The organism is Candidatus Protochlamydia naegleriophila (genome assembly GCF_001499655.1).
GTDB classification, from domain to species: Bacteria; Chlamydiota; Chlamydiia; order Chlamydiales; family Parachlamydiaceae; genus Protochlamydia; species Protochlamydia naegleriophila.
In genome coordinates this window covers 2,168,199-2,193,982 of sequence record NZ_LN879502.1, presented here as the reverse complement: position 1 = coordinate 2,193,982, position 25,784 = coordinate 2,168,199, and the positions used below count along the sequence as shown (strand labels likewise).

General features: G+C 42.9%; 22 protein-coding genes and 1 other RNA gene. 11 read left to right on the top strand and 12 right to left on the bottom strand.

Annotation, left to right across the window (positions count from 1 at the left end):
• The first annotated feature begins 31 nt into the window (after positions 1–31).
• Entirely contained in the window at positions 32–946 is a 915-nt protein-coding gene (locus PNK_RS09255; protein ID WP_059061670.1) for an aminoglycoside phosphotransferase family protein, read from the top strand.
• A gap of 5 nt (positions 947–951) precedes the next feature.
• Here PNK_RS09255 and PNK_RS09250 read toward each other — a convergent pair whose 3' ends face one another.
• Together PNK_RS09250 and PNK_RS09245 are read right to left on the bottom strand one after the other, a co-directional pair.
• The gene (locus tag PNK_RS09250) at positions 952–2,148 is read right to left on the bottom strand and encodes an alpha/beta hydrolase (RefSeq protein WP_059061669.1); all 1,197 of its coding nucleotides are present in this window, start codon (positions 2,146–2,148) and stop codon (positions 952–954) included.
• The gene (locus PNK_RS09245; protein WP_158021775.1) at positions 2,145–2,939 is read right to left on the bottom strand and encodes a ceramidase domain-containing protein; all 795 of its coding nucleotides are present in this window, start codon (positions 2,937–2,939) and stop codon (positions 2,145–2,147) included. The genes PNK_RS09250 and PNK_RS09245 overlap by 4 nt, the downstream gene beginning before the upstream one ends.
• A gap of 220 nt (positions 2,940–3,159) precedes the next feature.
• On the opposite strand from PNK_RS09245, the gene PNK_RS09240 reads away from it, so the two are divergent.
• Positions 3,160–4,338, top strand: coding sequence for a cytochrome P450 family protein (locus PNK_RS09240; RefSeq protein WP_059061667.1), 1,179 nt, complete (start codon positions 3,160–3,162; stop codon positions 4,336–4,338).
• A gap of 82 nt (positions 4,339–4,420) precedes the next feature.
• Entirely contained in the window at positions 4,421–6,349 is a 1,929-nt protein-coding gene (gene acs / locus PNK_RS09235) for an acetate--CoA ligase (RefSeq protein WP_059062417.1), read from the top strand.
• A 4-nt stretch (positions 6,350–6,353) separates the two neighbouring features.
• Here the strand turns inward: acs and PNK_RS09230 are convergent, their stop codons facing one another.
• The 4 genes from PNK_RS09230 to PNK_RS09215 all read right to left on the bottom strand — a co-directional run bounded on the left by PNK_RS09230 (position 6,354) and on the right by PNK_RS09215 (position 9,451).
• Complete coding sequence (locus tag PNK_RS09230; RefSeq protein WP_079992892.1) at positions 6,354–7,082, bottom strand: DUF1796 family putative cysteine peptidase; 729 nt, start codon at positions 7,080–7,082, stop codon at positions 6,354–6,356.
• A gap of 53 nt (positions 7,083–7,135) precedes the next feature.
• Positions 7,136–7,840, bottom strand: a complete 705-nt coding sequence (locus tag PNK_RS09225) for a DUF1796 family putative cysteine peptidase (protein ID WP_059061665.1) — start codon at positions 7,838–7,840, stop codon at positions 7,136–7,138.
• Positions 7,841–8,040: 200 nt separating this feature from the next.
• Positions 8,041–8,796: an exodeoxyribonuclease III gene (locus PNK_RS09220; RefSeq protein WP_059061664.1), complete on the bottom strand. Its 756-nt coding sequence runs from the start codon at positions 8,794–8,796 to the stop codon at positions 8,041–8,043.
• 238 nt (positions 8,797–9,034) lie between these two features.
• Entirely contained in the window at positions 9,035–9,451 is a 417-nt protein-coding gene (locus PNK_RS09215) for a DUF488 domain-containing protein (protein WP_059061663.1), read from the bottom strand.
• Between the two features lie 142 nt (positions 9,452–9,593).
• Between PNK_RS09215 and PNK_RS09210 the strand changes: the two genes are divergently transcribed.
• Together PNK_RS09210 and PNK_RS09205 are read left to right on the top strand one after the other, a co-directional pair.
• A complete protein-coding gene (locus PNK_RS09210) occupies positions 9,594–10,355 on the top strand; it encodes an SDR family NAD(P)-dependent oxidoreductase (RefSeq protein WP_059061662.1) in 762 nt (253 codons plus the stop codon).
• A 405-nt stretch (positions 10,356–10,760) separates the two neighbouring features.
• A complete protein-coding gene (locus PNK_RS09205) occupies positions 10,761–11,519 on the top strand; it encodes a hypothetical protein (RefSeq protein ID WP_059061660.1) in 759 nt (252 codons plus the stop codon).
• A 182-nt stretch (positions 11,520–11,701) separates the two neighbouring features.
• Here the strand turns inward: PNK_RS09205 and ssrA are convergent.
• Positions 11,702–12,102: a transfer-messenger RNA gene (gene ssrA, locus PNK_RS13180) on the bottom strand.
• A gap of 57 nt (positions 12,103–12,159) precedes the next feature.
• A complete protein-coding gene (locus PNK_RS09195; protein ID WP_059061657.1) occupies positions 12,160–14,166 on the bottom strand; it encodes a protein kinase domain-containing protein in 2,007 nt (668 codons plus the stop codon).
• 611 nt (positions 14,167–14,777) lie between these two features.
• Here PNK_RS09195 and ileS point away from each other — a divergent pair.
• Complete coding sequence (gene ileS / locus PNK_RS09190; protein WP_059061655.1) at positions 14,778–17,888, top strand: isoleucine--tRNA ligase; 3,111 nt, start codon at positions 14,778–14,780, stop codon at positions 17,886–17,888.
• A gap of 36 nt (positions 17,889–17,924) precedes the next feature.
• On the top strand, positions 17,925–18,149 hold the full coding sequence (locus PNK_RS09185; protein WP_059061652.1) for a type II toxin-antitoxin system Phd/YefM family antitoxin: 225 nt from the start codon (positions 17,925–17,927) through the stop codon (positions 18,147–18,149).
• 42 nt (positions 18,150–18,191) lie between these two features.
• On the opposite strand, the gene PNK_RS09180 is transcribed toward PNK_RS09185, so the two are convergent.
• From PNK_RS09180 to PNK_RS09170, 3 genes are all read right to left on the bottom strand, one after another.
• Positions 18,192–18,380: a hypothetical protein gene (locus PNK_RS09180; RefSeq protein WP_059061650.1), complete on the bottom strand. Its 189-nt coding sequence runs from the start codon at positions 18,378–18,380 to the stop codon at positions 18,192–18,194.
• Between the two features lie 89 nt (positions 18,381–18,469).
• Positions 18,470–20,377: a signal peptidase I gene (gene lepB / locus PNK_RS09175; protein WP_158021774.1), complete on the bottom strand. Its 1,908-nt coding sequence runs from the start codon at positions 20,375–20,377 to the stop codon at positions 18,470–18,472.
• Between the two features lie 499 nt (positions 20,378–20,876).
• A complete protein-coding gene (locus PNK_RS09170; RefSeq protein WP_197560208.1) occupies positions 20,877–21,623 on the bottom strand; it encodes a hypothetical protein in 747 nt (248 codons plus the stop codon).
• 281 nt (positions 21,624–21,904) lie between these two features.
• Between PNK_RS09170 and PNK_RS09165 the strand changes: the two genes are divergently transcribed.
• The 4 genes from PNK_RS09165 to PNK_RS09150 all read left to right on the top strand — a co-directional run bounded on the left by PNK_RS09165 (position 21,905) and on the right by PNK_RS09150 (position 24,907).
• Entirely contained in the window at positions 21,905–22,231 is a 327-nt protein-coding gene (locus PNK_RS09165) for a hypothetical protein (RefSeq protein ID WP_158021773.1), read from the top strand.
• A gap of 3 nt (positions 22,232–22,234) precedes the next feature.
• A complete protein-coding gene (locus tag PNK_RS09160; protein WP_059061644.1) occupies positions 22,235–23,734 on the top strand; it encodes a nicotinate phosphoribosyltransferase in 1,500 nt (499 codons plus the stop codon).
• Positions 23,735–23,751: 17 nt separating this feature from the next.
• Positions 23,752–24,399 (top strand): bifunctional nicotinamidase/pyrazinamidase, encoded by a 648-nt coding sequence (pncA, locus tag PNK_RS09155; protein ID WP_059061642.1) that lies wholly within the window; start codon positions 23,752–23,754, stop codon positions 24,397–24,399.
• Positions 24,400–24,616: 217 nt separating this feature from the next.
• Positions 24,617–24,907 (top strand): DUF167 domain-containing protein, encoded by a 291-nt coding sequence (locus PNK_RS09150; protein ID WP_032124007.1) that lies wholly within the window; start codon positions 24,617–24,619, stop codon positions 24,905–24,907.
• Here PNK_RS09150 and PNK_RS09145 read toward each other — a convergent pair.
• Complete coding sequence (locus PNK_RS09145; protein ID WP_059061640.1) at positions 24,894–25,691, bottom strand: hypothetical protein; 798 nt, start codon at positions 25,689–25,691, stop codon at positions 24,894–24,896. The two genes, PNK_RS09150 and PNK_RS09145, sit on opposite strands and share 14 nt — an antisense overlap.
• Between the last annotated feature and the right edge of the window lie 93 nt (positions 25,692–25,784).

The following is a 25,784-nucleotide window of genomic DNA, read 5'->3' as shown; positions in this document are numbered from 1 at the left end:
CAATACGTGGATAAAAATGAGCACAGAGTAATTGCAAAAACAGGTATTCAGATGGGGGCATAAACAATTGATTATAGACGCTGCACTTGTACGCTATTTGGTGGCTACCCAGTTTCCACAATGGAAAGATCTTCCTGTCTTGCCTGTCGCCTTCAGTGGGTGGGATAATCGAACATTTCACTTAGGAGATCAGATGCTTGTACGCATGCCGAGTGCTGCAGAGTATGCTTTTCAAGTGGAAAAAGAACAGTATTGGCTGCCTAAGTTGGCTCCTCTGCTTCCCCTTGCCGTACCAGAGCCTTTGGTTATTGGAGAACCAGCCGATGATTATCCCTGGAAATGGTCTATTTACCGCTGGATAGAGGGGACCTGTGCTGCTAACGCTCCTATAGCAGATCTTTGCGAGTTTGCTGCAACCCTGTCCCAATTTCTCGCGGCGTTGCAGCGGATCGACGCTGCAGATGGACCTTTGGCCGGAGCACACAGCTTCTATCGAGGAGGATCGCTTGCGATTTACGATGCTGAGGTACAGCATGCGATCGATTCTTTAAAAGGTAGCATCGATAGGGATACTGCAACTGAAGTCTGGCAAATAGCTCTTTCAACCATTTGGAAGAAGGATCCAGTATGGGTTCATGGAGATGTCAGTGCGGGTAATTTACTGGTGAAAGAAGGGCGATTGAGTGCTGTCATCGATTTTGGGCAGCTGTCGGTTGGAGACCCGGCTTGCGATCTAGTCATTGCCTGGACGCTATTCGAAGGTAAAAGCCGGAAGATATTTCGCAGTGCACTTCCTGTCGACTCTGCTACATGGTCCCGTGGACGTGCCTGGGCCTTGTGGAAGGCTTTGATTACTGCAGCCGGCCTTAGTAATCCACTGAATGCAGAGGCTAGGGGGTGCTGGCGCATTATCCATGAAGTGCTTGCAGATCATAAAAATAATTAGCCTGATCAATCATTCCACAATATCCAGTAAGTCATGCCTTGAGTCCTATTGTGGACCGTGTGAAGACGGCGGTTAACGATATCGTCTGGTTGTAGCAGGCGTTGATAGAGATCGTCGAAAAATACGGGTGAATCGGTAAAAAAATGGTGCAAATTTCGCAAGGTGTTGATGGGGGTAGCATCGATAATCGAGATGTTTCTAGCTCCCTTAGCTTGTAAATCGAGTAGCTCTAATGCTTCTTCAAATTCATATTCTCCGACTCTGTCTTCGGGAGGAATTGAGATCTCTGCTGTTCGTCCCAAACGTCTGCTGCCATTGAGCCATTGGCTCATGAGCAAGGCACGATCATTTGAAGACACATAGGCTGTTAAATGTTTCGATACACTTTGAATTTGATGAGAGAATGTTTCATCGAAGGCATTTGCGGAAACATCAGGTGCAGATAAAACAACGTGGTCGATTTTGGTTTTTCCTTCCAACAATTCTGGTTGGCTTGCAAGCCACTTGAGAGAGTCACAAATGGTTTGGCACCCAAGGCTACTCCCCATTAGCCAAATGCGTTCAGCCCCTGTTTCTTGGATGGCTCTTGCCAGAGTCTGCCCTAAATCCTGGCCAGAGCGCGTTGCCATGACTCGTGAAGCAGCATATCCGCGCGTTCCCTCACCCTGATTGCCAGGCCAGTCAAATAAAAGGACAGGGGTATTGATGTCTAAGGCATAGGCTGTATAAGCAGTCTTTAAGGCTGCAGACTGGAACCAGTCTCTAAATCCCCATACGATAATTAAGAGCGATTTTTGAGGAGAGGCTTGGACGGCTTGACGAAGCATCGGAACAAACGTGTTTTTTTGAAGATCGTTTCTTGCCAACCATTTGATACTCTCGGAGTCGAACCACACAAAAGGCTTGATCGCAAGATAGGGCGAAATGCGTACGTCGAATGTTCCAGTGGCAATCGTGTCGCCTAATTGATTCCCTTGTGCATTAAAGGTGTCTTCTGTATTGGCACGGTTAGTTGCGTAAAAAAATTGGAAGTGATGAGGATCTCCCTCTAAACTGGGCAGGCGGCCTGCAAAGGCAGATCGAGTGGGGATTGGACCTAAACCGACTAAGTTTTCATTGATATAGCGGGCTGCGATCAGGCCAAAACAAAGTAAAGCCACAAGAACAGTACACCACAATAAACGGCGAGACAGAAATTTCATGCGTGATTTTTCCTTATTGGCAATGTTTTAACAATTTTCCGTTTCCAGATCATCCGGATGAGCCAGGCTCCAGCCAGTCCAGCGGTTAAATGCTTTAACGTATGTCCGCTTATTATGCCTCCGCTGAATGTGTAGATCGGATGATCCATTCTTTCAAAACCTATGGCTAATCCATAGCACACAGCGACAATGGCAAGGTCCCGCGTCCGCGTGTAGGGAGAGGGAGCAAAAAGCATGATTAGCATCACCACGATGGTGAAGATTTGTAAACCTATATAAAAACGCAAGTCACTTGCTCCGCGCCATTCGCTTGCTTTCCACATAAAAACGGCTATGAACCCAATGGCAATTAAGAAAGGCCACAAACATAAGCCTAGGCGTAGGTTAATGCGTTCGCACAAAAGAGCCGCGACCAAAGACATGAAAGTAATGGTCATTGGTAAGCGATCCCAAACAAGCCGCGAATTGTCGGGCATTAGGTGATAGTAGCTGGATCCTATACCTGTTAGCATCAGGCCAATTGATACGCCAATCCAAGGCCATTTTTCGCGCTTGTCAACGAAACCTATTTTAGTCGGAAAGGAAAGGATATAGAGCCCCCACATTCCGGCAAGGACAAAAGGAAGATTCGAAATAACATTCAGGCCATTTGCGATAGCTAGTACTGTGCGTTGATCGGCAAAGTTGTGATAGGCCTGAGGCTGAGGGATTGGATTAAGCCATAATCCAATTGCCATGATCATTATCGCGGCCGTAAAAAGAAGAATAATGGTCGTTTGTTTAGAAACCAATCGTTTCTCCATTATAAGCGTCATTAATCTTCTGTTAAAATAATTTATTTAATGAAAAGAGTATTCTATGACAAGGTGATTCTACTATCTCGCGACTTTAGTCGAGAGGATTAGTGGGAGAACCAGCTTAAATCATTCTTGCAGAGAGGATGAGTTGTGGGCTTGACAAGTATGGATTTTTAAATATTTTATACTAAAAAACAACCAACCTGGATGGGTGATGCTTAAAACGATTCAAGCTTTTTATCATACAGTTCTGTTTTATGGAGGAGTCTTGTTCTTTCCCTTTTCTCCCGGAACTCTGGCTTGGAAATTGTTTAGGAATAAGAAAGGAAAAGTTCGCTTTCTTAAGAGAGATTTGATCTGCGATACGGAAACGCTCATGGCTTTGCCCAAGAGTGAAGCATCTCTTGATGAATTTACCACGGCTTTCTCTCCTTTTATCCCTCTTTTAACCCTGAATGGAAAGTCTTGGAAGCTGAGGCGCAAAATTCTTGCCGACGGGCTTAGAAGAATCAACTTGGATACGGATGTTACATTCAACCTTCCTCCTAAAAAGGGGGACATCTATTGGGATGTTTATGAGGCTTTATTTCGGATTGGATTTAGCTCGATCTTTGGTCGGCAAGCAAGTGACTTTGAATTTGAAGAGATGTATCCAGGCATTGCCGACATCAATCGCTTAATTAAGAGGCATATAGGATTTCCCGATACGGCTGCTCGATGGAGACTGTATCATAGAGTTGTCGCCCTTTTAGCTGAAGAAAATAAAGCTTTTATTTTTGCCAATCACGATGAATTTAAAGCACTTAGTCAAATAGAGCAAGTATCTATTGTCGTAGAAGATCTCTTGACAAGTATTTGCATTCAATGCACCGACCTAATCTGCCACCTTATTCTTCTTTACCCTTCCTTTCAAGACTCTTTCAAAAACAGTCTGGATCATTGCATGAACGAAGCATTGCGTTTATATCCTCTGACAGATATTTGGACGCGCAAATCGACGGACAAAGAAAGGGGATGGATTGCTTCGCTCGTTCAACTGAATCGCAATGGATGGAGCCACCCTGACTGTTTCATTCCCGAAAGATGGCGTGTAAAAGAGCATCCTCAATTAATTTCATGGGGATTCGATGCCAGAATTTGCCCAGCCACAAAAATTGGCTACAATCTTTCGAAGAAAATTTTTCAGGATATTATCTTCAAAGAGCAGCTGTGGATTCAACCGGCTTCCAATTTTAAGCATGAGAGAACGTTTCCAGCAGGCTGTCAGGTGTGGGTAGGAGAGGGTGAAAAGCCCTCTTCTGTGCAGTGGACGTTTAAAGGAAAGTGGAAGAACCAGCTCCAACAATGGATCTTTAGCCGTTTGCGAGTGTTAGATCAAGGCGAATTATGGTGAACCCAGTGGTGGTTTTAACAGCTGTATTCATTACTCAAGATTTTATATAGGATATAAAATGATCGGATATTTGCTAGGGCTGATGCTCTGTTTTGCAACTGAAGCTGCGGCAGCCGAATCGCTCACTTCGGAAGAGTTTAAGAAAGCAGCTAACATCCAATCGTTTGAACTTTTTGAAGAAGCAAACCAGAACAAAGAAGCTTTTTGGGAAAAGCAGGCTTATACTTTGCATTGGTTTCATCCTTGGAATCAGGTTTTAGAATGGAATCCGCCTCACGTACAGTGGTTTTTAGGCGGCAAACTGAATGCGTGTTATAATTGCCTGGACATCCATATGGAGACGCCAACGAGGTATAAAATCGCCTTGTTATGGGAAGGTGAGCGAGGGGAAAAAAGAAGTTTTACCTATGGTGAATTATATGCAGCAGTTAATCAGTTCAGCCATGCCTTAAAATCGCTTGGAGTACAGAAAGGGGATAGGGTGGCCATTTATCTGCCAACGATTCCTGAGGCGGTTATAGCCATGCTGGCTTGCGCCCGCATTGGTGCCATTCATGTCGTTATTTTTGGCGGATTTTCTTCAGATGCATTAAAGGAGCGCATTTTGGATGCTGAAGCGAAGCTCGTTATAACGGCCGATGGAGGGATTCGCAAAGGGGGGATAGTGGCTTTAAAACCGGCCGTTGATCAAGTGGCAAGTGAATGTCCCTGCATAGAACGGGTTGTTGTTGTGAAGCGCACCGATCAACCAGTTGAGATGCTGACGGGACGTGATTATTGGTATCATGAGCTAGTCGAGAAGGCTCCCACGTATTATCCACCCGAGGAAATGGATGCTGAAGATACTCTATTTATTCTTTATACATCTGGCACGACTGGGAAGCCAAAGGGAATTATTCATACGACTGGCGGTTATATGGTTGGTGTCAAAACCACAATGCGGTGGGTATTCGATGTTAAACCGACAGATGTTTATTGGTGTACGGCTGATGTTGGCTGGATTACAGGGCATAGCTATGTTGTGTATGGGCCGCTTTCGAATGGAATGACTCAATTAATTTATGAGGGTTCGTTAGATTGGCCAGAAAAAAATCGTGCGTGGCAGCTAATTGAGAGCTATGGCGTGACGACGCTTTATACTGCGCCTACGTTGATTCGGACGTTTATGAAATGGGGAGAAAAATGGTTAGAGACATTCAATCTATCTTCCTTGCGATTGTTGGGATCAGTTGGTGAACCCATTAATGTGGACGCATGGATGTGGTATTATAAGTATGTTGGACAAGACAAGTGTCCCATTGTAGATACATGGTGGCAAACTGAAACAGGCAGCATTCTCATTGCCCCTATTCCAGGTTTAACCCCGCTTAAACCGGGTAGTGCGACCTGCCCTCTTCCTGGAATTGAAGCGGCCATTTTAAATGAAAATCAAGCGGATGATTCCAAGGGCTCTCTCGTTATCTGCTCTCCATGGCCTTCTATGCTACGCGGGATTTATAACAACCCTAAACGATACGAAGAGATCTACTGGAAAAAAGGTAATGGATATTACTACTTTACAGGGGATAGTGCAAGAACAGATCAAAATGGTTATTTTTGGCTTCTCGGTCGCATGGATGATGTGATCAATGTCTCTGGACACCGCCTAGGCAGTATAGAAATTGAAAGTGCCTTGATGGATTACCCGGGCGTGGCAGAGGCAGCTGTCATTGCAATTAGCCATCCTATTAAAGGACAGGCGATTGCGGTTTTTGCAGCGCTGAAAGAAGGGATTATTCCAGAAGACACCCTCATCGATCGCTTAAAGCAACACGTTGTTAAAAAGATTGGGGGCATTGCGAGGCCTGAAAAAATTGTTTTTGTCCGGGATCTCCCCAAAACGCGCAGTGGTAAGGTGATGCGACGTTTGCTGCGCGATATTGCTGAAGAGCGTGTTTTGGGTGATACAACGACCTTGGTCGATCCTTTACTTCTTGAAGAGCTCAAAAAGGAGTATGAAGAAGAAGATTAACCTATTACCAGACTTCTTCAAGTGGTCTATGATTAAAGCGAGCCACTGAAAACTGGCTTAAAATTTCTGTCCATCTTGAATAATTGCCAGTCCAGTCAGCTACAGGTTCCATATAAAAATTGGCAATGCGAGGCAAGCCCCAAGAGGGCTTGTATTCCTCCGTAGCATTGATGACGAGTAAGGTATAATTCAGATTTGGATAGGTACTATGAAGGACCTCATCTAAATATTCAGCCTGTTCTTTTGATAAATCTTGCCGAATAAATAAAACTCGCTGGTTTGATTTTAATAAATCGAAGAACCTCTTTGTTCGTTTGTCATACTTGGATTTAACCTGAACATAGTTTCCAAGATGAGGAGAGGTTAAAAAATCGTGAAAAGTCGTGATCCCATATACTAAATCAACGACTTCAAGGTGGGTGGGATCTCCGTGATGAGGCTTTAATGCGTAAATGTTGCCCCACTCTAAGAAATCTTTGCCTTCATTAGCAATAAAGGCTAGCAGGCTATCAAAAGGGGTTTGGCACCAATCAAAAGGATAGGCAAAAAAGCGAACCTTGTTGTGCTCTAATTGATGTGCGACCTGGCAATTGAAACCCAAGCCGACGGCCTGATCATAAGTCTCCATTTTTGCATGAGCGCAACAGATGATAAGTAGTGCAAAAATGAACGATGTGACGCTTGTTTTTAGCATGGTTCCTGTCCCGTTTCCGTGGAGTCTATGACGTTTCATTCTGGCACAGTGTCGATGATTTTGTCCATCTAGGCTGTGATAATTCGAAAGATTTACCAGATTTCTTCGGTTGGACGGGCAGATGGGCGATTAATCTTAAACTGGCTTAAAATGTCCTGCCATCTTAAAAAATTGCCTCTCCAGTCGCCTATCCATTCCATATAAAAGTTTTCAATGCGAGGCGAGTTCCAAGGAGTTTTGTACTCTTCTGTATTGTTAATTGCAATGAGAGTGTAAGAGAGGTTGGGATAGGTACTATGGAGAACTTCATCTAAATATTCGGCTTGTTCTTTTGATACGTCTTGACGAACGAATAATACGCGTTGATTGGATTGTAAGAGATTAAAAAATCTTTTAATGCGCTTGTCATACTTAGCCTTGATTTCAGCATAATTGCTAAGGTGAGGAAAGCTTAAAAAATCATGGTAAGAAATGATTCCATAGACTGTGTCGTACACCTGAAGGCGGGCGGGATCACCTGGATAGGCCCCCATGACGTAAATTTTATCTAAATCAAAGAAATTTTTCCCTTCATTCACTATGAACTTTAGTAAGCTCTCAATAGGTGTATGAAACCAGTCAAAGGGATGAGCTAACGTTCGAACGCCGTTATGTTCTAACTGAAAAGCAACCTGGCAGCTGTACCCAAGGCTGATGATTTGGTCATACGATTCTGTTTCATGCAACTCCGCTTTTGCTTCAGCATAGAATAGGATCAGGAAAGCAAAGGTCAAAGAAAGAAAGGCTTTTTTAAACATGGTCAATCCTGTAATCTCAGAAATATTCATCTGACTTTAGGGTGAATATAAGAATAGAGCGAGAGTATATCAAGTAAATATTTTAAATTTATTGCTATGAAAGGGTTTTTGGAGGGCTTGATTTTACTTCGGCTCTGTAAGTCTTTTCAAATCTTGTGATAAAAAATGGCTATTTGGTAAAGAATTAAAAGCTTTCTTTATCAAGTAGACAGTTCGAGAGCTATGGGGCAATGATCAGAACCTGTCACATCCTTTAAAATGTAGGACTTTTCTAATTGCGGACGTAGCGATGGCGACATTAAAAAATAATCGATACGCCATCCAATATTTCTTTCTCTACATCGGCTAAAATGGCTCCACCAGGTATAATGTCCCGGACCTTTTTCAAACTCACGAAAGGTATCTATAAACCCCGATTCAACGATGCGATTAAAGCCTGCGCGCTCTTGCTGGGTAAATCCATGGTTTTTCACATTGGCTTGTGGAAAGGACAAATCAATTTCGGTGTGGGCGACATTCAAATCACCGCAGAAAATCACCGGTTTTTTTTTCTCTAGTGATTTCAAATAATTTAAAAAATCAACATCCCATTGCTGACTTCTATATTCAAGCCTTGAAAGATCCCTTTTGGAGTTGGGTACATACACATTGACGAGAAAGAATGTGGGATATTCAAGGGTAATTGTCCTTCCTTCAAGATCATGGATATCGAGCAAAATCCCATTCACAACACTAAGCGGTTTTTCTTTTGTGAAGATGCATGTGCCGCTGTAACCTTTTTTTTGTGCTGCATTCCAATATTGATAGTATTGGGTGAGGTCGATTTCGACGTCCTCGCTTCTTGCCTTGGTTTCCTGCAAACAGAGGATATCGGGATCATGCGCATGAATAAAGTCTAAAAATCCTTTTTTGAGTATGGAGCGGATACCGTTTACATTCCAAGAAATTATTTTCATAACTTACCTCAAACTCTTTTCGCTCTAAGTTATAATTAAATAAAGTTTTCCAGTAAAAAGATTTTCCTGGCTAGATCAGCTCAAAAATAAGAAATGAGCTTTGAGGAGGGAAGATTCAAATTTATTCAACTATAGAAAAGCACTCCATTTTTAATTTTTAAAAAAGGAGGGGCGATGCCGTTTTGCGCTTTTTTTGCTTTGAATATGAAAAACTTTCCATTTGCGAATAGTCAAAGCATCAGCCACAAGATTGCGGTGGCATTTCCAGGGAACAGCTTCTGCACACTGTAATACGGATCTTTTTTAGAGCGATTTTTTCTAATTTTTCTAAACCTTCTTGAAACGGGGGTGTCTGCATATAATCAGCATACCCTTTAAAGGAAGCATTGATCCATCCTGTATTGATAGGATCTTTTTTTGGACGTTGTAATCCTCCTAGCTCTTTCAAATGGCGATAAGTGATTTTGTTTTCTTTAAGGGAATTTTTAAGAGTTTCTTGATTAAATTGCGGATTATATCTTGATTTCGGAATGGTTTGAATATCAATCACCATTTGAATTTCGTGGGCTTTTAAAAGTGAAATAAGTTCTTCTATGGAGCGTGTAGAATGGCCGATTGTGAAAATTTCCTGGCTTTTGCTAGATTCGTTTATCATGCCTGCTCCAGCTTTTAAAATGAGACTAGGCGAAAGGAAATTTTTTTTAAAAATGTAGTGGTTTTTTGAGTTATGAAGTGAATATTCGCTTTATTGGTTGAAGAAATGGGACAAAGTAAAAAAACTCAAAGCGAGGTTTGGAATGGAAGATAAGCTTAACGGGAAGGTTGGAGTTATTACAGGAGGAGCTTCTGGAATTGGAAAAGAAATTACTACCCATTTAGCAAAGAATGGCTGCAAAATTATTATTTTTGACATTCAAAGAGAATTGGGAAATGTACTAGCTGAAGACTTGACAAAAGAAGGTTTCAATGTCAGCTATTTTGAAGGAGATGTCACTAAGGAAGACGATCATATTAAATTAATGAAAGAGGTGGTGAGTCGCTTTGGAAAACTTGATTTTGCTTGTAACAACGCAGGAATAGAACAAAAACCTAGTCATTTGATTGACCTTGATGAGCAAATTTTTGATAGATTGGTCAATATTAACTTAAAAGGGGTTTGGCTTGGAATGAAGCATCAAATCCGCCAAATGCTATTGCAGAAGAAGGGAATTATAATAAATACAGCTTCTATTGCAGGCATTAACGCCTTAAAAGAATTGAGTTTGTATAGTGCTACCAAAGCTGCCGTTATCATGCTTACACGTTCAGCAGCCTTAGACTATGCGTCGGACGGATTGCGCATTAATAGCATTTCTCCGGGTCTCATTGAAACTGAAATGGCCATTCGCATGAAAGCCGAGCATCCAGATTATTATCAAAAAAATTTCATTGATGTGATTCCAATAAAAAGGCCTGGCTATCCTAGTGAGATAGCTAAAGCGGTTGCTTTTCTTTGCACAGGTGCTGTTGATTTTATGACAGGTCATAATCTCGTGATTGACGGGGGCTGGTGTGCTTAAAGTATTTAGATAGAAATGTAAATAGATCGCATGCCACTTTCAAAATCATGATTATTCAGATGAAAAACAATTCAAATTAAGAATGCCTTGTCATTTTATGCATTACAAATGATTAGTTAGCCATAAACAAAAGACTCTATTCGGAGAATAGAGCTTTTATTTTATGGCTGGAGAGACGCATTTAAAACTTAGGAATCCAACAAAATTACTTCTTTTGAAACCTTGGCAAAGTCTGTTATTATCCCATGCGATTTTAGTGGAAACCATGCAAATGTTATGAAAATCTTTTTTTATTCTTTTTTTATTTTTATCGCCAATATGGGATGTGCTTACTCAAATATGAGCTGGGATCATATATCTGATCAGTAAATAGAGTCTTGTCTGGGTTCTGACTCGTTTCAAAATATGAATCAAGAGATTCGCAGTTTATTTAATGAACAAACGTTTAGAAAACTGTCTCTGAATTATGAGTGGGAGGGAAAATCTTATTCTGTGCATTTTGTGCATAATCCTATGAGAGAAGCTCTTTTTTGTGGCGAGCTTTCAAAGCCTGTGCGATGGCCTTTTGCGATGACAATTGCAGCTTCTACATACCCCTTATCCCTGGCCAATCATATAAAAAGTTTAGTTCCTCATGAGCTCTTAAGGGATTTTGATAGCATGATTGATGTAGCAGGCTGGGTAACTTATTTTAGGAAAAACTCGGTGTCTATTTACACAACTTTGAACCCTATTACAATACTTAATAGCATTGAAAATCCCGATATTGATGTTGAAATCCTAACCTTTTTTACTTCAAATCAGTTAGCTAGAAAATCTTTATATTATGAATTAGATGGAAATTTTTACGGAATTTTTCTTATTCACAATCCAGAAAAATTGACTCTTAAATCAACGCTTAGTTTTGACACTTGGGAAAATGGGCGTTTAAGCCATACGGTTACTTGGAGCTCAAAAATTGGCATTTTTGCCGATAAAGAGGCCCCTCAAGAACTTATTGATCATATTTCACAGTTATATGAGCTTTCATGGTGGGATAGTTATTGGAATCTTTCAATCCACAATGGAGATAAAAAATCGATTACTTATTTTAAAGACCCTTGGAAGTATACCTACACCCCATACTCTTGGTACACATTTATGCTAAATGCCCAGGTAAATTAAAAAGAGCAAACTGCAATTTCAGGTATCGCGAAGAAAGCTGAACAACTCTCCAAAAATATGGCATTGAAACTTGAAATCGAAGCGCGAAGCTATGAATGAATTGCGTTTTATGTACCTGAATTTTCAATGTTTTTCTGATGTAAAAACAAAAGGCCTCATTCCGAAGAATGAAGCCTTTTGTTTGTTGGAGGTGGAGAGAATTGAACTCTCGTCCTTGGCAAATTACGAACTGACTACTACATGCTTATCGTTCTTTCAAATCCCTAATCTCAATGTAGAACGCGCCAATAAGATTAGTTTGCTTCATTTAGTCTCGAAATCTCTTCCCTAGAAGCGGCGGAAAAGACATTTCATACCAAGAAAATGACGATAGATTCTAAGACCCTTGGTCCAATCTCAGGCTATCGGGCAACTAAGATAATTAAATCTTAAGCTGCAGCTAATTCGAGCTCAGCAACTGGGCTGAAGTCGAAGCGGACGATTTTGTCTGCATTTATTGTTTTACCGGTTTTTTTAGGAGGCCAACCGATATCCTCCGCATGCAATCAATTTTTCACTTCCTAGTCGAAACCGTAACACCCCCATGTGTATTCTCTATACTATAAGAATAGCATATGACGGGGATTCTTATAAATGGAAATCAAGAAGAAAGATAAAAATAGTTTTGCAATTCCTGCAGTTGCAAAGGGATTTGAAGGTGCACTAAAGATTCCTTTTCATTTCCTATAATGTTTGAGGCTAAGTCTAACAATCTTAAGCGAACGCAGCTTTCAAGCGAGTTGGGTTCGTGTTGCTGAAGAATGAGGTTGCGCACCTCTTGGATATAGAACTTTTTTTCATCAGCCGATAGAAGAGCTAAGCATCCGATTGCTTCAACTCGTTTTCGACTCAACAGCTGTAAAATGGTGGTGCCAAATGCAAACCAATCAATATTTTCGTCGGCCTCACATGGACGCATCTCTCCATTCGATCCTGCGACCAAGGCTTTGCTAGGGAGATAAAAGGGAGTGCCTCCAGTAATGAACTCTCCTTTTTTAACGGTCATACCAAAATCGGTGATTTTGGCTTTAACTGGGTCTACGCCATGCAGGTCCCCTTCAATTAAGAAGTTGTCGGGTTTGACGTCCCCATGGATATAACCAGTTTTATGGAGAAAATCTAATCCTAGGCCGACCTCTTTTAAGGCATTGAGGAGGTGATTGGCAAAGGCGTCCATCAGATTTTCTCCCTTTACGCCGTGATTGCACTGAAAAACAATCAATTGACTATTGGCAGTGGGAGAATGGCTCATGAGCCGGCAGTGGTAGGGCAGAACCAGATAGGGATTGCGAGAGCGATGAAGTTCGCGCAATAAATGATCTTCGTCTCTGAATTGCTGCTGGGAGCTCGCGGTATTATTTTTAAACTTGATGCGTACCATGGGAAGGTTGAGATTATTTAATAAAAGAGCATCGGAAACAATTTTATAAGTTCCTTCTGCGAATTTATCGAGATTGACGAAGATTTCTTTTTTGTTAATTGCAAAGGCATGTGTTAGGGTGCTTCCGTCTGAATTTTTTTGCTTTTTGATGTAAACAACATGACGGCGGGAAAATACACGCGGTTTTGAATGGAGCTGGTTTCCAATGGCATTGAAGGTATTGAGCAAAGTTTGCTTAGCAAGCTTATTTCGTTGCTGGTTGAGTGCGATTAAAAGATTTTCGGGATGGACGCGGCGAGTGAGCGTTTCAAATGCTTGTTTGCTCATTAACTGGATTTGACACGTTTTGGCTAGCAAATTGAGCTCATCAAAGACAGCTTTGCGCTCTAAGCTGTAAGGATCAACGATCTGCTGTGTCAACTGTCTTAAATTTGACATGAGGGTTGGAGGAGGAGTTTCTGAACCGGTTAGATGAAGGTGTAATTCATTGGGTTCGAGCTGCTTTTGCTGGAAGGTGAAGTCGAACAGGTTGATCGTCGTTTGCGATCCTCTTTCGACTTTGGACAAATAGACATTGTCCTGTTCGATGTCAAAAGCATAGCGAAAGCCTTTTTCCCGTCGACTCGTCGATAGAGTCAGGTTGCGCTTATAAATGTCTCCCATTTTAATCAATGTGGCAATGATGCGTGCTTGATCAAACTCTTTTAAACTCAATATTTTGGTGAGATTTTCAAAAGGCACGTGATCCGCCACGGCCTTAATTTTCTCCTTGTCTTCATCTTCTAGCTTAATACCTTGTTCTTGCGCAATTCGCCCGATTTTGTCTAGTGCAAAGGTCAATTGCCGCTGCTTTAGATAGTGAGTGGCCTCTAACAAGGTGTTCATTTGAGACCGCAGCTCTTTTTTAGGCTGATTAAAAACACGGCTGATCTCATCGATTCTCATATGCAACAGTCCATTTTCCCCTTCAACTTTGACCATCACAGTCATGCGACCAAATAGACGTTCTTTAATCCACAAAAGAATGCATTGCAACCACGTGTGTTGATATGGATTGAGGGTATAGGCGCGTACCCTTTCAACTTCGCCGTCTGTATTGTAAAGTTCGACCTCGACTTTTCGTCCTTGCCAAAAAGGGGGAATAAGAGGATCTGGCATTAAAAAAGGAGTGGGTGGTGCTTTTCGCAAAGAGTTGTGCAAAGAAAACGGAACAGGAATTTGAGTCATAAAATCTGTTACGCGTTAAAATGGGTATGCCAATTTATTGAAGAACAAGCCCGGATTATATTTTTGCTGATTGAATTTGTATACAGAAAATTCCTCCAATTTGACTTAAATTCAGAGAGGAATTCCGATTTCCATCATCAGATTCACTTCCGCTATTTAGGCTAATGCTTCAAGATAATTTCACTTTTTACTTCATTTTTATGTATAGAATTGGGTTTAAATAAATATTTTAAATTAACGATAGAAATAGATTGAGTGGCCCCGCAAAAGTCCTCTCTACATTTTCGTCTGTTTCATCTCGAAAAGGCCAATAGACTTAAAGCATAAAAATGAGTAAACTCTAACGCATTGGAAAAATAACACTGCGCGCAAGCTCAAAAAAAATGAAAGCATGTTCTTTTTCATTAACGGGTTTTAGTGTGTACGACATCAAGCTTTAGATGTTTTTGCATGTTCCAGCACCGGCAGCGATTGATCTTTCTAAATCAAGCAAAAGCATGCAAATCTTTAGCCCTGTATGAAAAAGGTTAAATACATTGGCTGAAAATTACCCATTTCAGCCGAAAAATGAGTCATTATAGTTAGATGTGAATTAATAAAAAGAGAGCATTATGTTCGAAGAAGTTCCTCAAGAGTCCTTTGACGAAAGAGAAAAGAGAGTCCTAAAATTTTGGCAAGATGGGCGTTTATTTGAAAAGTCAGTTGAAAATCGCCGTGAAAGCCCTTTGTTTACTTTTTATGACGGCCCTCCATTTGCAACGGGCTTGCCTCATTATGGCCACATCCTAGCTGGAACCATTAAAGATGTCGTCTTGCGTTACAAGACGATGAAAGGATTTTGTGCGCCTAGACGATTTGGATGGGACTGCCATGGTTTGCCAGTCGAAAATGAGATCGAAAAGACCTTCGGTCTGTCGGGTGCCAAATCAATCGAAGAATTCGGCATCGCCCGCTTTAATGAAGAATGCCGCAGCATTGTTTTGCGCTATACTGAAGAGTGGAAAACGACTGTCAATCGCATGGGCCGATGGGTAGACTTCAATCAAACCTATCGAACAATGGACCTTCCTTTTATGGAGACGGTTTGGTGGGTCTTTAAACAGCTTTTTGAAAAAGGCTTGGTTTATGAAGGGCTTAAAGTTATGCCTTTTTCGGCTAAATTGGGCACGCCTCTTTCAAATTTCGAGGCTTCTGAAAACTATAAGGATGTCGATGACCCTTCTTTGACCGTCGCTTTCCAATCGCGCGATGATGCCAACACATTTTTCCTGGCTTGGACCACGACCCCATGGACGCTTGTCTCCAACCTGGCTTTGATGGTAGGGCCTATGATCGAGTATGTCGAAGTTGTCGATCACGCCTCCAAACGCCATTTTATTCTGGCTTCCGAGCGATTGAATGGCTATTACAAAGACGTTGAGGAGTATACAATTGTTCGTACCTTCCCGGGTCTCGAGTTGGAAGGGCAGCACTATATTCCATTGTTCGATTACTTTAACGATCGTGCACATGCAGGGGCTTTCCGCATCTTGTTGGATGACTCGGTGTCGGTCGAAGATGGAACAGGAATTGTCCAGACTGCTCCGGCGTTTGGAGAGGTAGACTTTTATGCTTGCCAAAAAGTCGGCATCGATCCTGTTTGCCCAGTTGATAACAATGGACAGTTTACTGATGAGATCCCTGAATACAGAGGATTGTTTGTTAAAGATGCAGACAAAGAGATCATCAAACGCCTCAAGCAAAATGGAAAAGTGATCCATCACGGAACTTGCCGCCACCGTTATCCTTTCTGCCCACGCTCCGATACACCGCTCATCTATAAGACAGTGCGCACGTGGTTTGTCGCCGTCGAGCAAATTAAAGATCGCCTGCTTGCTGCCAACAGTCAAATACACTGGACTCCAGAGCACATTCAATATGGACGTTTTGGAAAGTGGCTGGAAGGGGCAAGAGACTGGGCGATCAGCCGCAATCGCTACTGGGGAACGCCTATCCCGCTTTGGCGCGCAGCCGACGGGGAAATCCATGTGATCGGAAGCATCCAAGAGCTGGAAGAGCTGACCAAAACGAAGCTGAACGACCTGCACCGCCACTTTATCGATGAGTTGTCTTTCGAGAAGAATGGAAAAGTATTTAAGCGCATACCAGAAGTTTTCGATTGCTGGTTCGAATCGGGTTCGATGCCTTATGCCCAAAACCACTATCCATTTGAAAACAGGGAATTATTTGATCAAAATTTCCCTGCCGATTTTATCGCCGAAGGTCTGGATCAGACAAGAGGATGGTTTTATACTCTGACAGTCTTGTCAGCAGCTTTATTCGACCAGCCTGCCATGAAAAACGTGATCGTCAATGGATTGATCCTTGCGGAAAATGGCGCTAAAATGTCGAAACGCCTCAAGAACTATCCTGATCCGACGGAAGTCATTCAGCAGTATGGTGCTGATGCGATCCGCTTGTACATGCTGCATAGTCCTGCGGTTAAAGCAGACGATTTATCGTTTTCGAAGAGCGGCGTAGAACTGGTCTTGCGCCAAATTTTGCTTCCGCTTTGGAATGCCTATACCTTCTTTATCACCTATGCTCGCATCTACAATTGGAAGCCGACAGGGGTTAGACAAGAGCCTGAGCAGGCGATCGATCAATGGATCATCTCCTTATTGAATAAGCTGACTCTCGAAGTTGAACAAGGCATGGATAACTATGACCTTGCACGTGCTGTAGAGCCTTTTGTAGATTTTATCGATCAGTTGACGAATTGGTATATCCGCCGCTCGCGCCGCCGCTTCTGGGAAGACCAGGAAACGCCAGATCGTACTCAAGCTTTTGAAACACTGTATCATGTTTTGATAACGCTTGCCAAAATTGCAGCGCCTTATGTTCCGTTTATCAGCGATGCGATTTATCAAAACTTGTCTACGAGCGATATGCCAGAATCTGTTCATTTGTGCGACTTCCCAGCTTACGAAGAAGCCAGTCGCCGCGAAAAGTTAGAGGCTGAAATGGCTGCTGTGCAAATCACAGCAAGTCTTGGCCATGGATTGAGGAAAGAGCATAAGCTGAAGGTGCGTCAGCCGCTTGCTGCGGCTCATTTGGCGTCCGCTGACCCACGCGTTCTAGACTTTTTGCAAGACCAGCAGCATCTCATAGCTGATGAGCTCAATGTTAAGCAGGTGACTTTCAGCTCTAACGAGCAAGATTTTGTGAGCCTGAAGGCTAAACCCAACTTTCGGTATTTGGGTAAAAAAGTTGGCAAACTCATGCCATTGGCTCAAAAAGCCATTGAGAAGTTTGACCAGAAAGAATTGACCGAGCTGCTCAATAATCGTCCAGTGGTCATCCACTTAGAAGGACATCCTGTTACATTGACGACAGAAGATGTACAGGTTGAAAGAGCCGTTCATGAAGGCATCATTGCTGCTAACCAAGGGACAATTACTATTGCATTAGATACAAAGCTCAATGAAGAATTACTTTTGGAAGGATTAGCAAGAGAAATTGTCAATAAAGTCAACACGATGCGCCGCGAAGCTGATTTTTCCGTTACCGACCGGATCAAAATCTCCATGCAGACCACAGGGAGGGTTATGGCATGCTTTGCCCGCTATAAGGATTATATTTGCCATGAAGTCCTCGCGGTTGAGGTACAATTTGGTTCCTGCGAAGGAACAGAATGGGATTTAAATGGAGAGCCGACAACGATTGCAATCAGTCGAGCTTAGTTTTTACGTATCACGATCGAATCTAAAAGAGGAAACATGAATACATTTACGGCTGAAGAGGCGTCACAAAATCTATTGAAGCTCATCCAATTAGCTCAACAAGATAATAGCCAATTTCGCATCTCATCAGAAGAGGGAACGGTGATTATCTTATCGGAAGAGACTTATCAGAATTTGATGGTGACTTTGGAGCTATTATCGACCCCGGGCTTGATGAATAGCTTTAAGTGCTTCAATCGCCCATCTGAGCTTACCTCTTAAGGGCTTGGATCCTTCATTTTTACAAGTTTAGAAGGCGTTGTATTAGGCAATGCCTTCTAACTTTTCTACTCTTGAGCCTGTTCTGCTCTTTTTGGCTTCCATATGCGTTTTACACGTCTCTTGCCAGCCTTTTCCGATGCCTGCAGAAAAGACTTTCTGCGCGTTATAAAAAAATAATGAAAGCTCGGAGAGCGACTGATTGGCTGCATTCCTGATAAATCGGTTGAACATAAAAAGCGTCGAGCTTTAAGAGCCCAGGCTTTTAGCCTGGGCATAAGAATCAATCCAAGAAATGTTGTCTGAAAGGCATTGAGTGCAGTTTAGAAATCAATTTTCTTGAAAACTGGCTTTGTTCTGTTGTGATTACGAATGAGCCACCAAAGCAAACCAATTAAGGCCACAATGCTCCATACAATGACTCTTGGAACCGTTAGTAAAGGGTAAGGCTTTTGATTTGGAATGCCCCATCGCTCGCCAGGCGGCCAGATGATCAAAGAAGGGGAGCCCTGCAAATTTGATTGGGGCACAGGTCCAAAAGAGCGGCTATCTTGGCTCATAGCATGGTTGTCTCCTAGCATGAGATAGTGTCCCTCTGGAATGGTGAAGCCAAACGTACGCAGGAATTCTTTGTCGAGTTCGCCAGTTTCTTTTAAGGGTGCTCCATAATCTTTGAAGGCAACATAGGGATGTTGTTCGGTCGATACCTTTTCGCGCTGCTGTTCACGCTTATGGAAACTTTCCAAATAGGGATCGGCCTTGTCCATTAACTTGCCTCCCATGGCATACAAATCACCATCACGGAAATAGACATACCGATTGGGGAAAAAGGGCTGATTGCGGCTTCGGGGCTCAATTTGCGTATTCATTTCAATGCCGACATTGAATAACTGCTGAATATGGCTCGGTTGATGGCTATAAAGCGGATGATCCTGAGGCAGAGCCGTCGCGATGCCCCCAAAGCCAATACTGAGAGCCTGGCCGTAGTAAAATTCGTAAGTTCCATTGGGAACTTGAGGAAATGAGGGGCTTATTTGAGATGGTCCGCGGTCTGAATCTAGGCGGTAAGAGAATGCCTTGCCATTTTGAACGTGAAAACGGCATGTGTACATACTATCCATCAAGGCTTTCAAATGGTGCTCTTGTAAAGGAATGACGGTTGAATAGCCCATGATAGCGGCTCCAAAGTATTCTGAAAGAACTGGCTGAGGATAGGCTAAGCTTGGTGTGTGGCGCAGCTCTAAGTAGAGCTTTCCCTCTTCCATTTCATCAACCGAGAAAGGAGTCAGTTTTTCAACCTGCTCTTTGGTTAGGAGGCGAGCAACGGCTGTATTGCGAATGCCCCATAAGTCACTATAGGTCTGGATCTTGTCATGCGCTTTTCTTTGCGCTATAGGATTGTCTTTAATCCACTCTTTTCCGTTAAATACTTCTGCATTAATGGCATTGTGCATGAAGCGGTAGCGGCCTGCAAATTGGTTGAAATGATGGAAAAGTGCTTGCGAGACCCTTTTAGTTTGAGGATCTTGAACGTAAGAGCGGCGTCCTTCAAAATTGGTGAAGGGAACATGATCGAGCTTGATTAAATGGGGGCTGTTGCGGAGCTCGACCAAATCGTTGCCATCTTTGTCCATCCCGAAAATCTTTCCCCCGTAGAAATAGAGCGTATCGCCTGGCTTTCCCATGCAGCGCTTGATATAGCGTTTGGTATAGGGAAAAATTTTCATAAAGGTCGAGTCCGAATCGAGGTGAGGGACTCCATCTCCAGACCAGATGACAACGCTTGTGCGCTGAACCAGGTTTGGATTAAAGTAAAAATGGGCAGTCTCTAAAGGAATATTGAGGCCAAAGGTCGTTTTGGTAACAGTCAAATGATCCTGCTCTTTGAAGGTCGGACGCATCGAGCCAGTTGGAATCTCATAAAGCTCAAACCACATTTGACGCACAACAATTGCTATCAACAAGGCCACCATAATGGCAAGGACAACTTCTTTTATGTAGTCCCAGGAGCTCTTTTTAAAATGAGTTTGCCCGAACGCTTCTACTTCACTGGCTAGCTTATTGACCTCCTCGCGGTCCTTGCGTTGTATCGCTTGATCAAGTGCTTCTAGGCGCGACTCTACAAATGCTAATCGATCGGCCGAGAGTTGCTTGCCTTTGTGTTTGTAGGCATCATAAGTCGTTTTCAAAATCTGATGCGCTTTAGAAAGAGAATAGGATTTTTCTGACATAAAAAATAATCGGTAAAGGTTAAAGTTTCATGAGCATAACCCATCGAATGTCAAATGACAATCGAATAGATGCTCTTCGTTCCTAAGAGTTTTTCGAGATTCACTTAGTCCTTCATCTAAAATTAATCTCATTTGTACGTGTTTCCCTCTTCATTCATAAAATTTTTGAAATACATTAAATGTCTAATTATAAATTATTTAAGATTGAATTTGACTATTTAATCCTTTCAAATAACGCCATTTGTACGCCATATTTAAGTAAAAGGCTTAAAATGAGGGGCATTTTCTGTGGAAAGTATGTTTAAAAGGTGTTGATAAAAAAAAGACTATAAAAGCTGGTGAGAGGGGAGGAGAGCTTAAGATTCCTCTTGCAACCGCGTTTGCTGTTATGTAAGTGATTGATTACTAGCTATTTATAAAATAGTTAAAAATGCAAGGTGTGTTGATAGAAGAGGAATTATCAACAATTTCCGCAACGGGGAAATTGTTGATAAGTTTTTTAATGAGAGCTCAGGGCCGAGAGGGAAGGTTTGGGAGATTGGAGATTGCTGCCCGAGTCAATCATGCGAATTTTGGCTTTGCCTACGACACCATTGATTTGCAGCCAATAGGGGAAATAAGAGGGATAGCGTTGGCTGTCTTGAGGCAGGTAAATTTCAATGACTTTGCCAGATAGTTCGCTTCCATCGCGCGGCCATTTAGTGCGCCAGGCGTCGAATTGGACATTGTTGATGGGACGTCCTTCAGCGATCATGCGGGGCTGCCAAAGGGGACGCCAGTCCGGGCCTGAATTGGGCTTGGGGCCGACTCGCTTACGTGCCTCTAAAGGGATTTGGGCTAGTTTGAGATTGAGGAGCTTGGATAAGAAGTTATCGGCGTCAGGGATTTCGAACCATCCATTTTTAGAAAAAGAGTAGTAGCGCAGCATTTGGCCTGTGTGGAGGTCGATTTCATACATGACCCACGAAGTATTTCCCGGTGCATTTTGTCCGACCCACTCTTTCCAGCCTATCTTATTGGAGCGGCGTCCCTGAGGAACAGCAATTTCTTCAATGGTGAGAATATTGTTTTGTTTGTCATAAATGTGCATCAAGGTATCGGTTTTACTGGAAGAGATGACAAGGTAATCTCCTGGTTGAGCGCGCTTGAGATTTTCTCGCAGCACGAGTCCATCCGCTTCTAAGGGGGAGATTCCCGGTAACATCCAACAGAGCAAAAAGATCATGAAAGCAAAACTTCTGCGCATAACGTTCCTCCTAATCTGGCACAATGGTCCCATTATATGCGACTCAGTGTTTTTTGGGTTTGAGAAAAGCAAAAATAGGCAAAAAGAGAAGAAGAGCTTAATTTTTGAGGTGGGGGAATGAGACGCTTCACATCGAATTCTAAATAAAGTATTGTAGATCTACGCAACGCATCTGAAAAATTGGTTTTCGGCCGTTTCAAGGCTTGGGATTTAAATGGATGAAATTGGTTTTAAATCCGTTTAAAGGCAAGTTCACTTATCAGTTTAAAAAGGAGAGCAACGTGCAATATAAATGGATTGGATTCATGACACTTCTTTTGCCAATGATGGGAGGGGCGCAGGATTCCGTTTCTCAACAGACGTCGCAGCAATTGGGCGAGATTGAACAAAAGTTAACGATTCTTAAGAAAAAAATGCACGAGATGCAAGTGAAAGAGCTTAATGACGAAGTTGAGGGACAAGGATACATGATTGCCGATTGGCAGGCCTATAGCCGTGAAGTTCAAGAAATTAAAGACTTAAAAGAGCAAGAGCGGCAGCTAAAAGCACACATTGATCATTTAGAGCGCCGCAAAGCAGCATTGTTAAAACAAGGAAATGGTCAATAGCGCATGGTTCATTCTAATCCTTCTATTCCTCACCTCTACGATCAGTCGCTTGCTTTGCTGACAGATCTTTATCAACTCACCATGTCTTATGGCTATTGGAAAATGGGTTTAAACAAAAAAGAATCCGTTTTTCACCTGTTTTTTCGCAGAGCTCCTTTCCAGGGAGGCTTTACCATTGCGGCAGGGCTTGAGGCCGTTGTCGACTTTTTGGAGAAATTTCATTTTGATGCATCCGACTTGGCTTATTTAGAGCAATTGCAAGGGGCTGACGGCAAGCCCCATTTTCCGCCTGCTTTTTTAGATTACTTATCGACATTGAAGTTTACCGGGCAGGTGGATGCTGTTCCAGAAGGTACTGCCGTATTCCCCTATGAGCCAATTTTGCGCATTCAGGGTCCATTAATCGAGTGTCAGATCTTAGAAACCCCGCTTCTCAATTTAATCAATTTTCCGACTCTGATCGCGACTAAAGCGGCTAGAATCTGCTTGGCTGCCAAAGATGATTCGGTGCTTGAGTTTGGAATGCGAAGGGCTCAAGGAATCGACGGTGCCTTGACAGCGAGCCGTGCTGCTTATATTGGTGGATGCGATTCAACCTCCAACGTGCTTGCAGGTAAACTCTTCGGAATTCCGGTCAGAGGAACCCATTCGCATAGTTGGATCATGGTATTTGATGATGAATTAGAGGCTTTCAAGTCGTATGCTGAAGCCATGCCAGATAATTGCGTCTTTTTAGTAGATACTTACGATACCCTTGAAGGTGTCAAAAAGGCGATTGAAGTAGGAGTCTGGTTGAAAAGTCAAGGCAAAAAAATGCTTGGTATCCGCTTAGATTCAGGTGATTTGGCCGATTTAAGCATTAAAAGCCGTGAATTGCTCAATCAAGCCGGCTTTAACGACGCTGTGATTGTGGCAAGCAACGAACTGGATGAGACGATCATTAGCGAGCTAAAGAGGCAGGGGGCTCAAATCAATGTGTGGGGCGTTGGAACCAACCTCGTGACGGCGAAAGATCAACCGGCTCTTGACGGGGTTTATAAGCTATCTGCAATTCGCGATCAAGGCCAGGCATGGAAATATAAGCTAAAGCTGTCCGAGCAAATGTTAAAAGTCTCCAATCCGGGTATTTTGCAAGTCAAACGCATTTATTCAGATAAGGAAAATGTGGCTGATGTTATCTACGACATGCAAATGCCTCTTAAAGAGGGGAGCCGCATGGTAGATCCTTTAGATCCAACCAAAGAGCGTCAGCTCAAGAGAGGAACCCATAGTAAGGACTTGCTAGTGCCTATTTTTAGGGACGGCGAATGCATCTACGACCTTCCAAGCTTGCAGGACATAAGGAAGCATACCCAGCAAGAGCTTAAGCATTTCCATGTGGGGATCAAGCGTTTTCTCAATCCTCACGTCTATTTTGTGGGGATGGAAAAGAATCTTTACGACATGAAGATTCAATTGATTAAGCAGGTGCGCCATCTGGCTTCTATTCCTGCGACAAATTAACATATGGGTTTCTAACGATGAGAGCTCTTCTATTAGTTGATATTCAAAATGATTTCGTTCCAGGTGGATCCTTAGCGGTTAATCATGGCAATGAAATCATTCCTTTAATCAACGAATTGTTGCACTATCCCTTTGATCTCATCATCGCCACTAAAGATTGGCACCCTTCGGACCATGGAAGCTTTGCGAGCAACTATGGTAAGAAGGTGGGGGAACATGTGAATTTAGCAGGAATCGATCAGATCTTATGGCCCGTGCATTGCGTGCAGGGAACGCGCGGATCCGACCTTGCGCCGGGTTGGGATCACACAAAGATCGACAAAATCATTTATAAGGGAACCGACGCACTGATTGATAGCTACAGCACATTTTTTGATAATGGCCATCGCAAGTCGACGGGACTGGAAAATTACTTAAGAGAAAAAAGTGTGAAGGAGCTCTACATCGCAGGCCTTGCCACCGATTACTGCGTCAAGCACACGGTATTGGATGCCGTTCAGCTGGGGTTTAATCCTTATGTGATTGTGGATGCGTGTCGAGGGGTGAATCTTCAACCTCACGATTCTCAGAAGGCTCTTCAGCTGATGCAGAAGGCGGGGGCGACACTGGTATCTTTTGCCGATATAAAAGATTTATTAGCCGATCAAAAGCGTAAATCTCTCTAAACGACCAGGCGGCCAATAATCCCAATAAGACAAAAGCAATGGCTCCTGTCCAACCAGGAAGATATAAGCTTCCAATCGATAGGGGAATATTCCAAAACAGCCGGGCGAGATTTGCGATTGCCCCGCAGGTGAGAAGAGATGCGCAAGTAAGAAGGGCTGTTTTATTGGATGCCATCGTCATTGTCTTTTTTCTTTTATTCATAGCTCATGGGGGGAAATGTTTCAACAGACAAATCAAGGCATTGTACTTAAAGTCAAGGTCATCCCCAAGGCCTCACGTTCACAAATTGCTGGGTGGGAAGGCGAAGAATTAAAAGTCCGATTGGCCGCCGTGCCAGATAAAGGGCAGGCGAATGCCGAATTAGTCCGTTTTTTGGCTGATCTGCTAGACATTGGCAAATCTCATATTCAACTCATTCAAGGCGAAACAAGCCGCCATAAGCGGCTCTGTTTGACAAACATTTCACTGGATCAACTCCAAAAGAAGCTCCCGCTTAAGTTGGAGTAGTATCGGGGAATGGCAAGAATGGGGCTGTGGGTACAAGATCGGGTTCCGCCCAATTGACAAAACGCCCATCTTTGCGCCTCATAGCCTCTTTCATCTGATAGTGGTCGAGCTTGGCACAAAACTGATTGTAGATTTCTCTCCAGCGATATTGAGGCGTTCCAGGGGTGTAAAAGGAGGCTTTGGCCTCTTCCGTGACGGTTTGGGGAAGGCGGTAGCGGTTATTTTGAATGTGAACGCGCCCCCTCGCTAAATGATAAAATTGAGTCAAGCTGCAGCGAAAGTACTTATAGCAAAAGTTGTAAGTCGTCCCTTGATCGGCCAGCATCCTTGCCATAGTCGCTGCCTTCTCAGGATGATCCTCAGTCAATTCATCCACTTGATGAAAGATGAGGTCAATCTCTTCTCTTGCTTGCTCCATCAAAGCAGAAAATTTGGTGATAAGAATGGGATTATCCCAGCCTCTCTCACTCCTTAATAAAGGCTCTAGGGCATGCCATTCCCTTTCCAGTCGCTTGTGAGAAAAATCGAGATAGCTTGGGTCAAATTGCCCTTTAACTGGGAAATAGCGTCCAGCAGCTTCTATTGTCCTTTGCTCAGTATCGAGTTGGAGCTCTCTTGTTGCAAGGCGGCGCTGGGCAATTTTTTGATAAATCCAGTAAGCTGAGCAGGTGAAAACTGCGATTGCGAGCGAGGCGATCACAGCCACTCTATTTGTCAAAAGAGGGCGGGCCATGCTGGATGAAGAGAAATTGAAAGAACGGATAGTGATTAAATTAACGATCATTGGCATCCATAAATGAGTTAAGTATGTATCTAAAATCCTAATTTTAAAGTGTTATAAAAAAAAATGAAAACAAATTTTGTGCAGTAGGAAGGA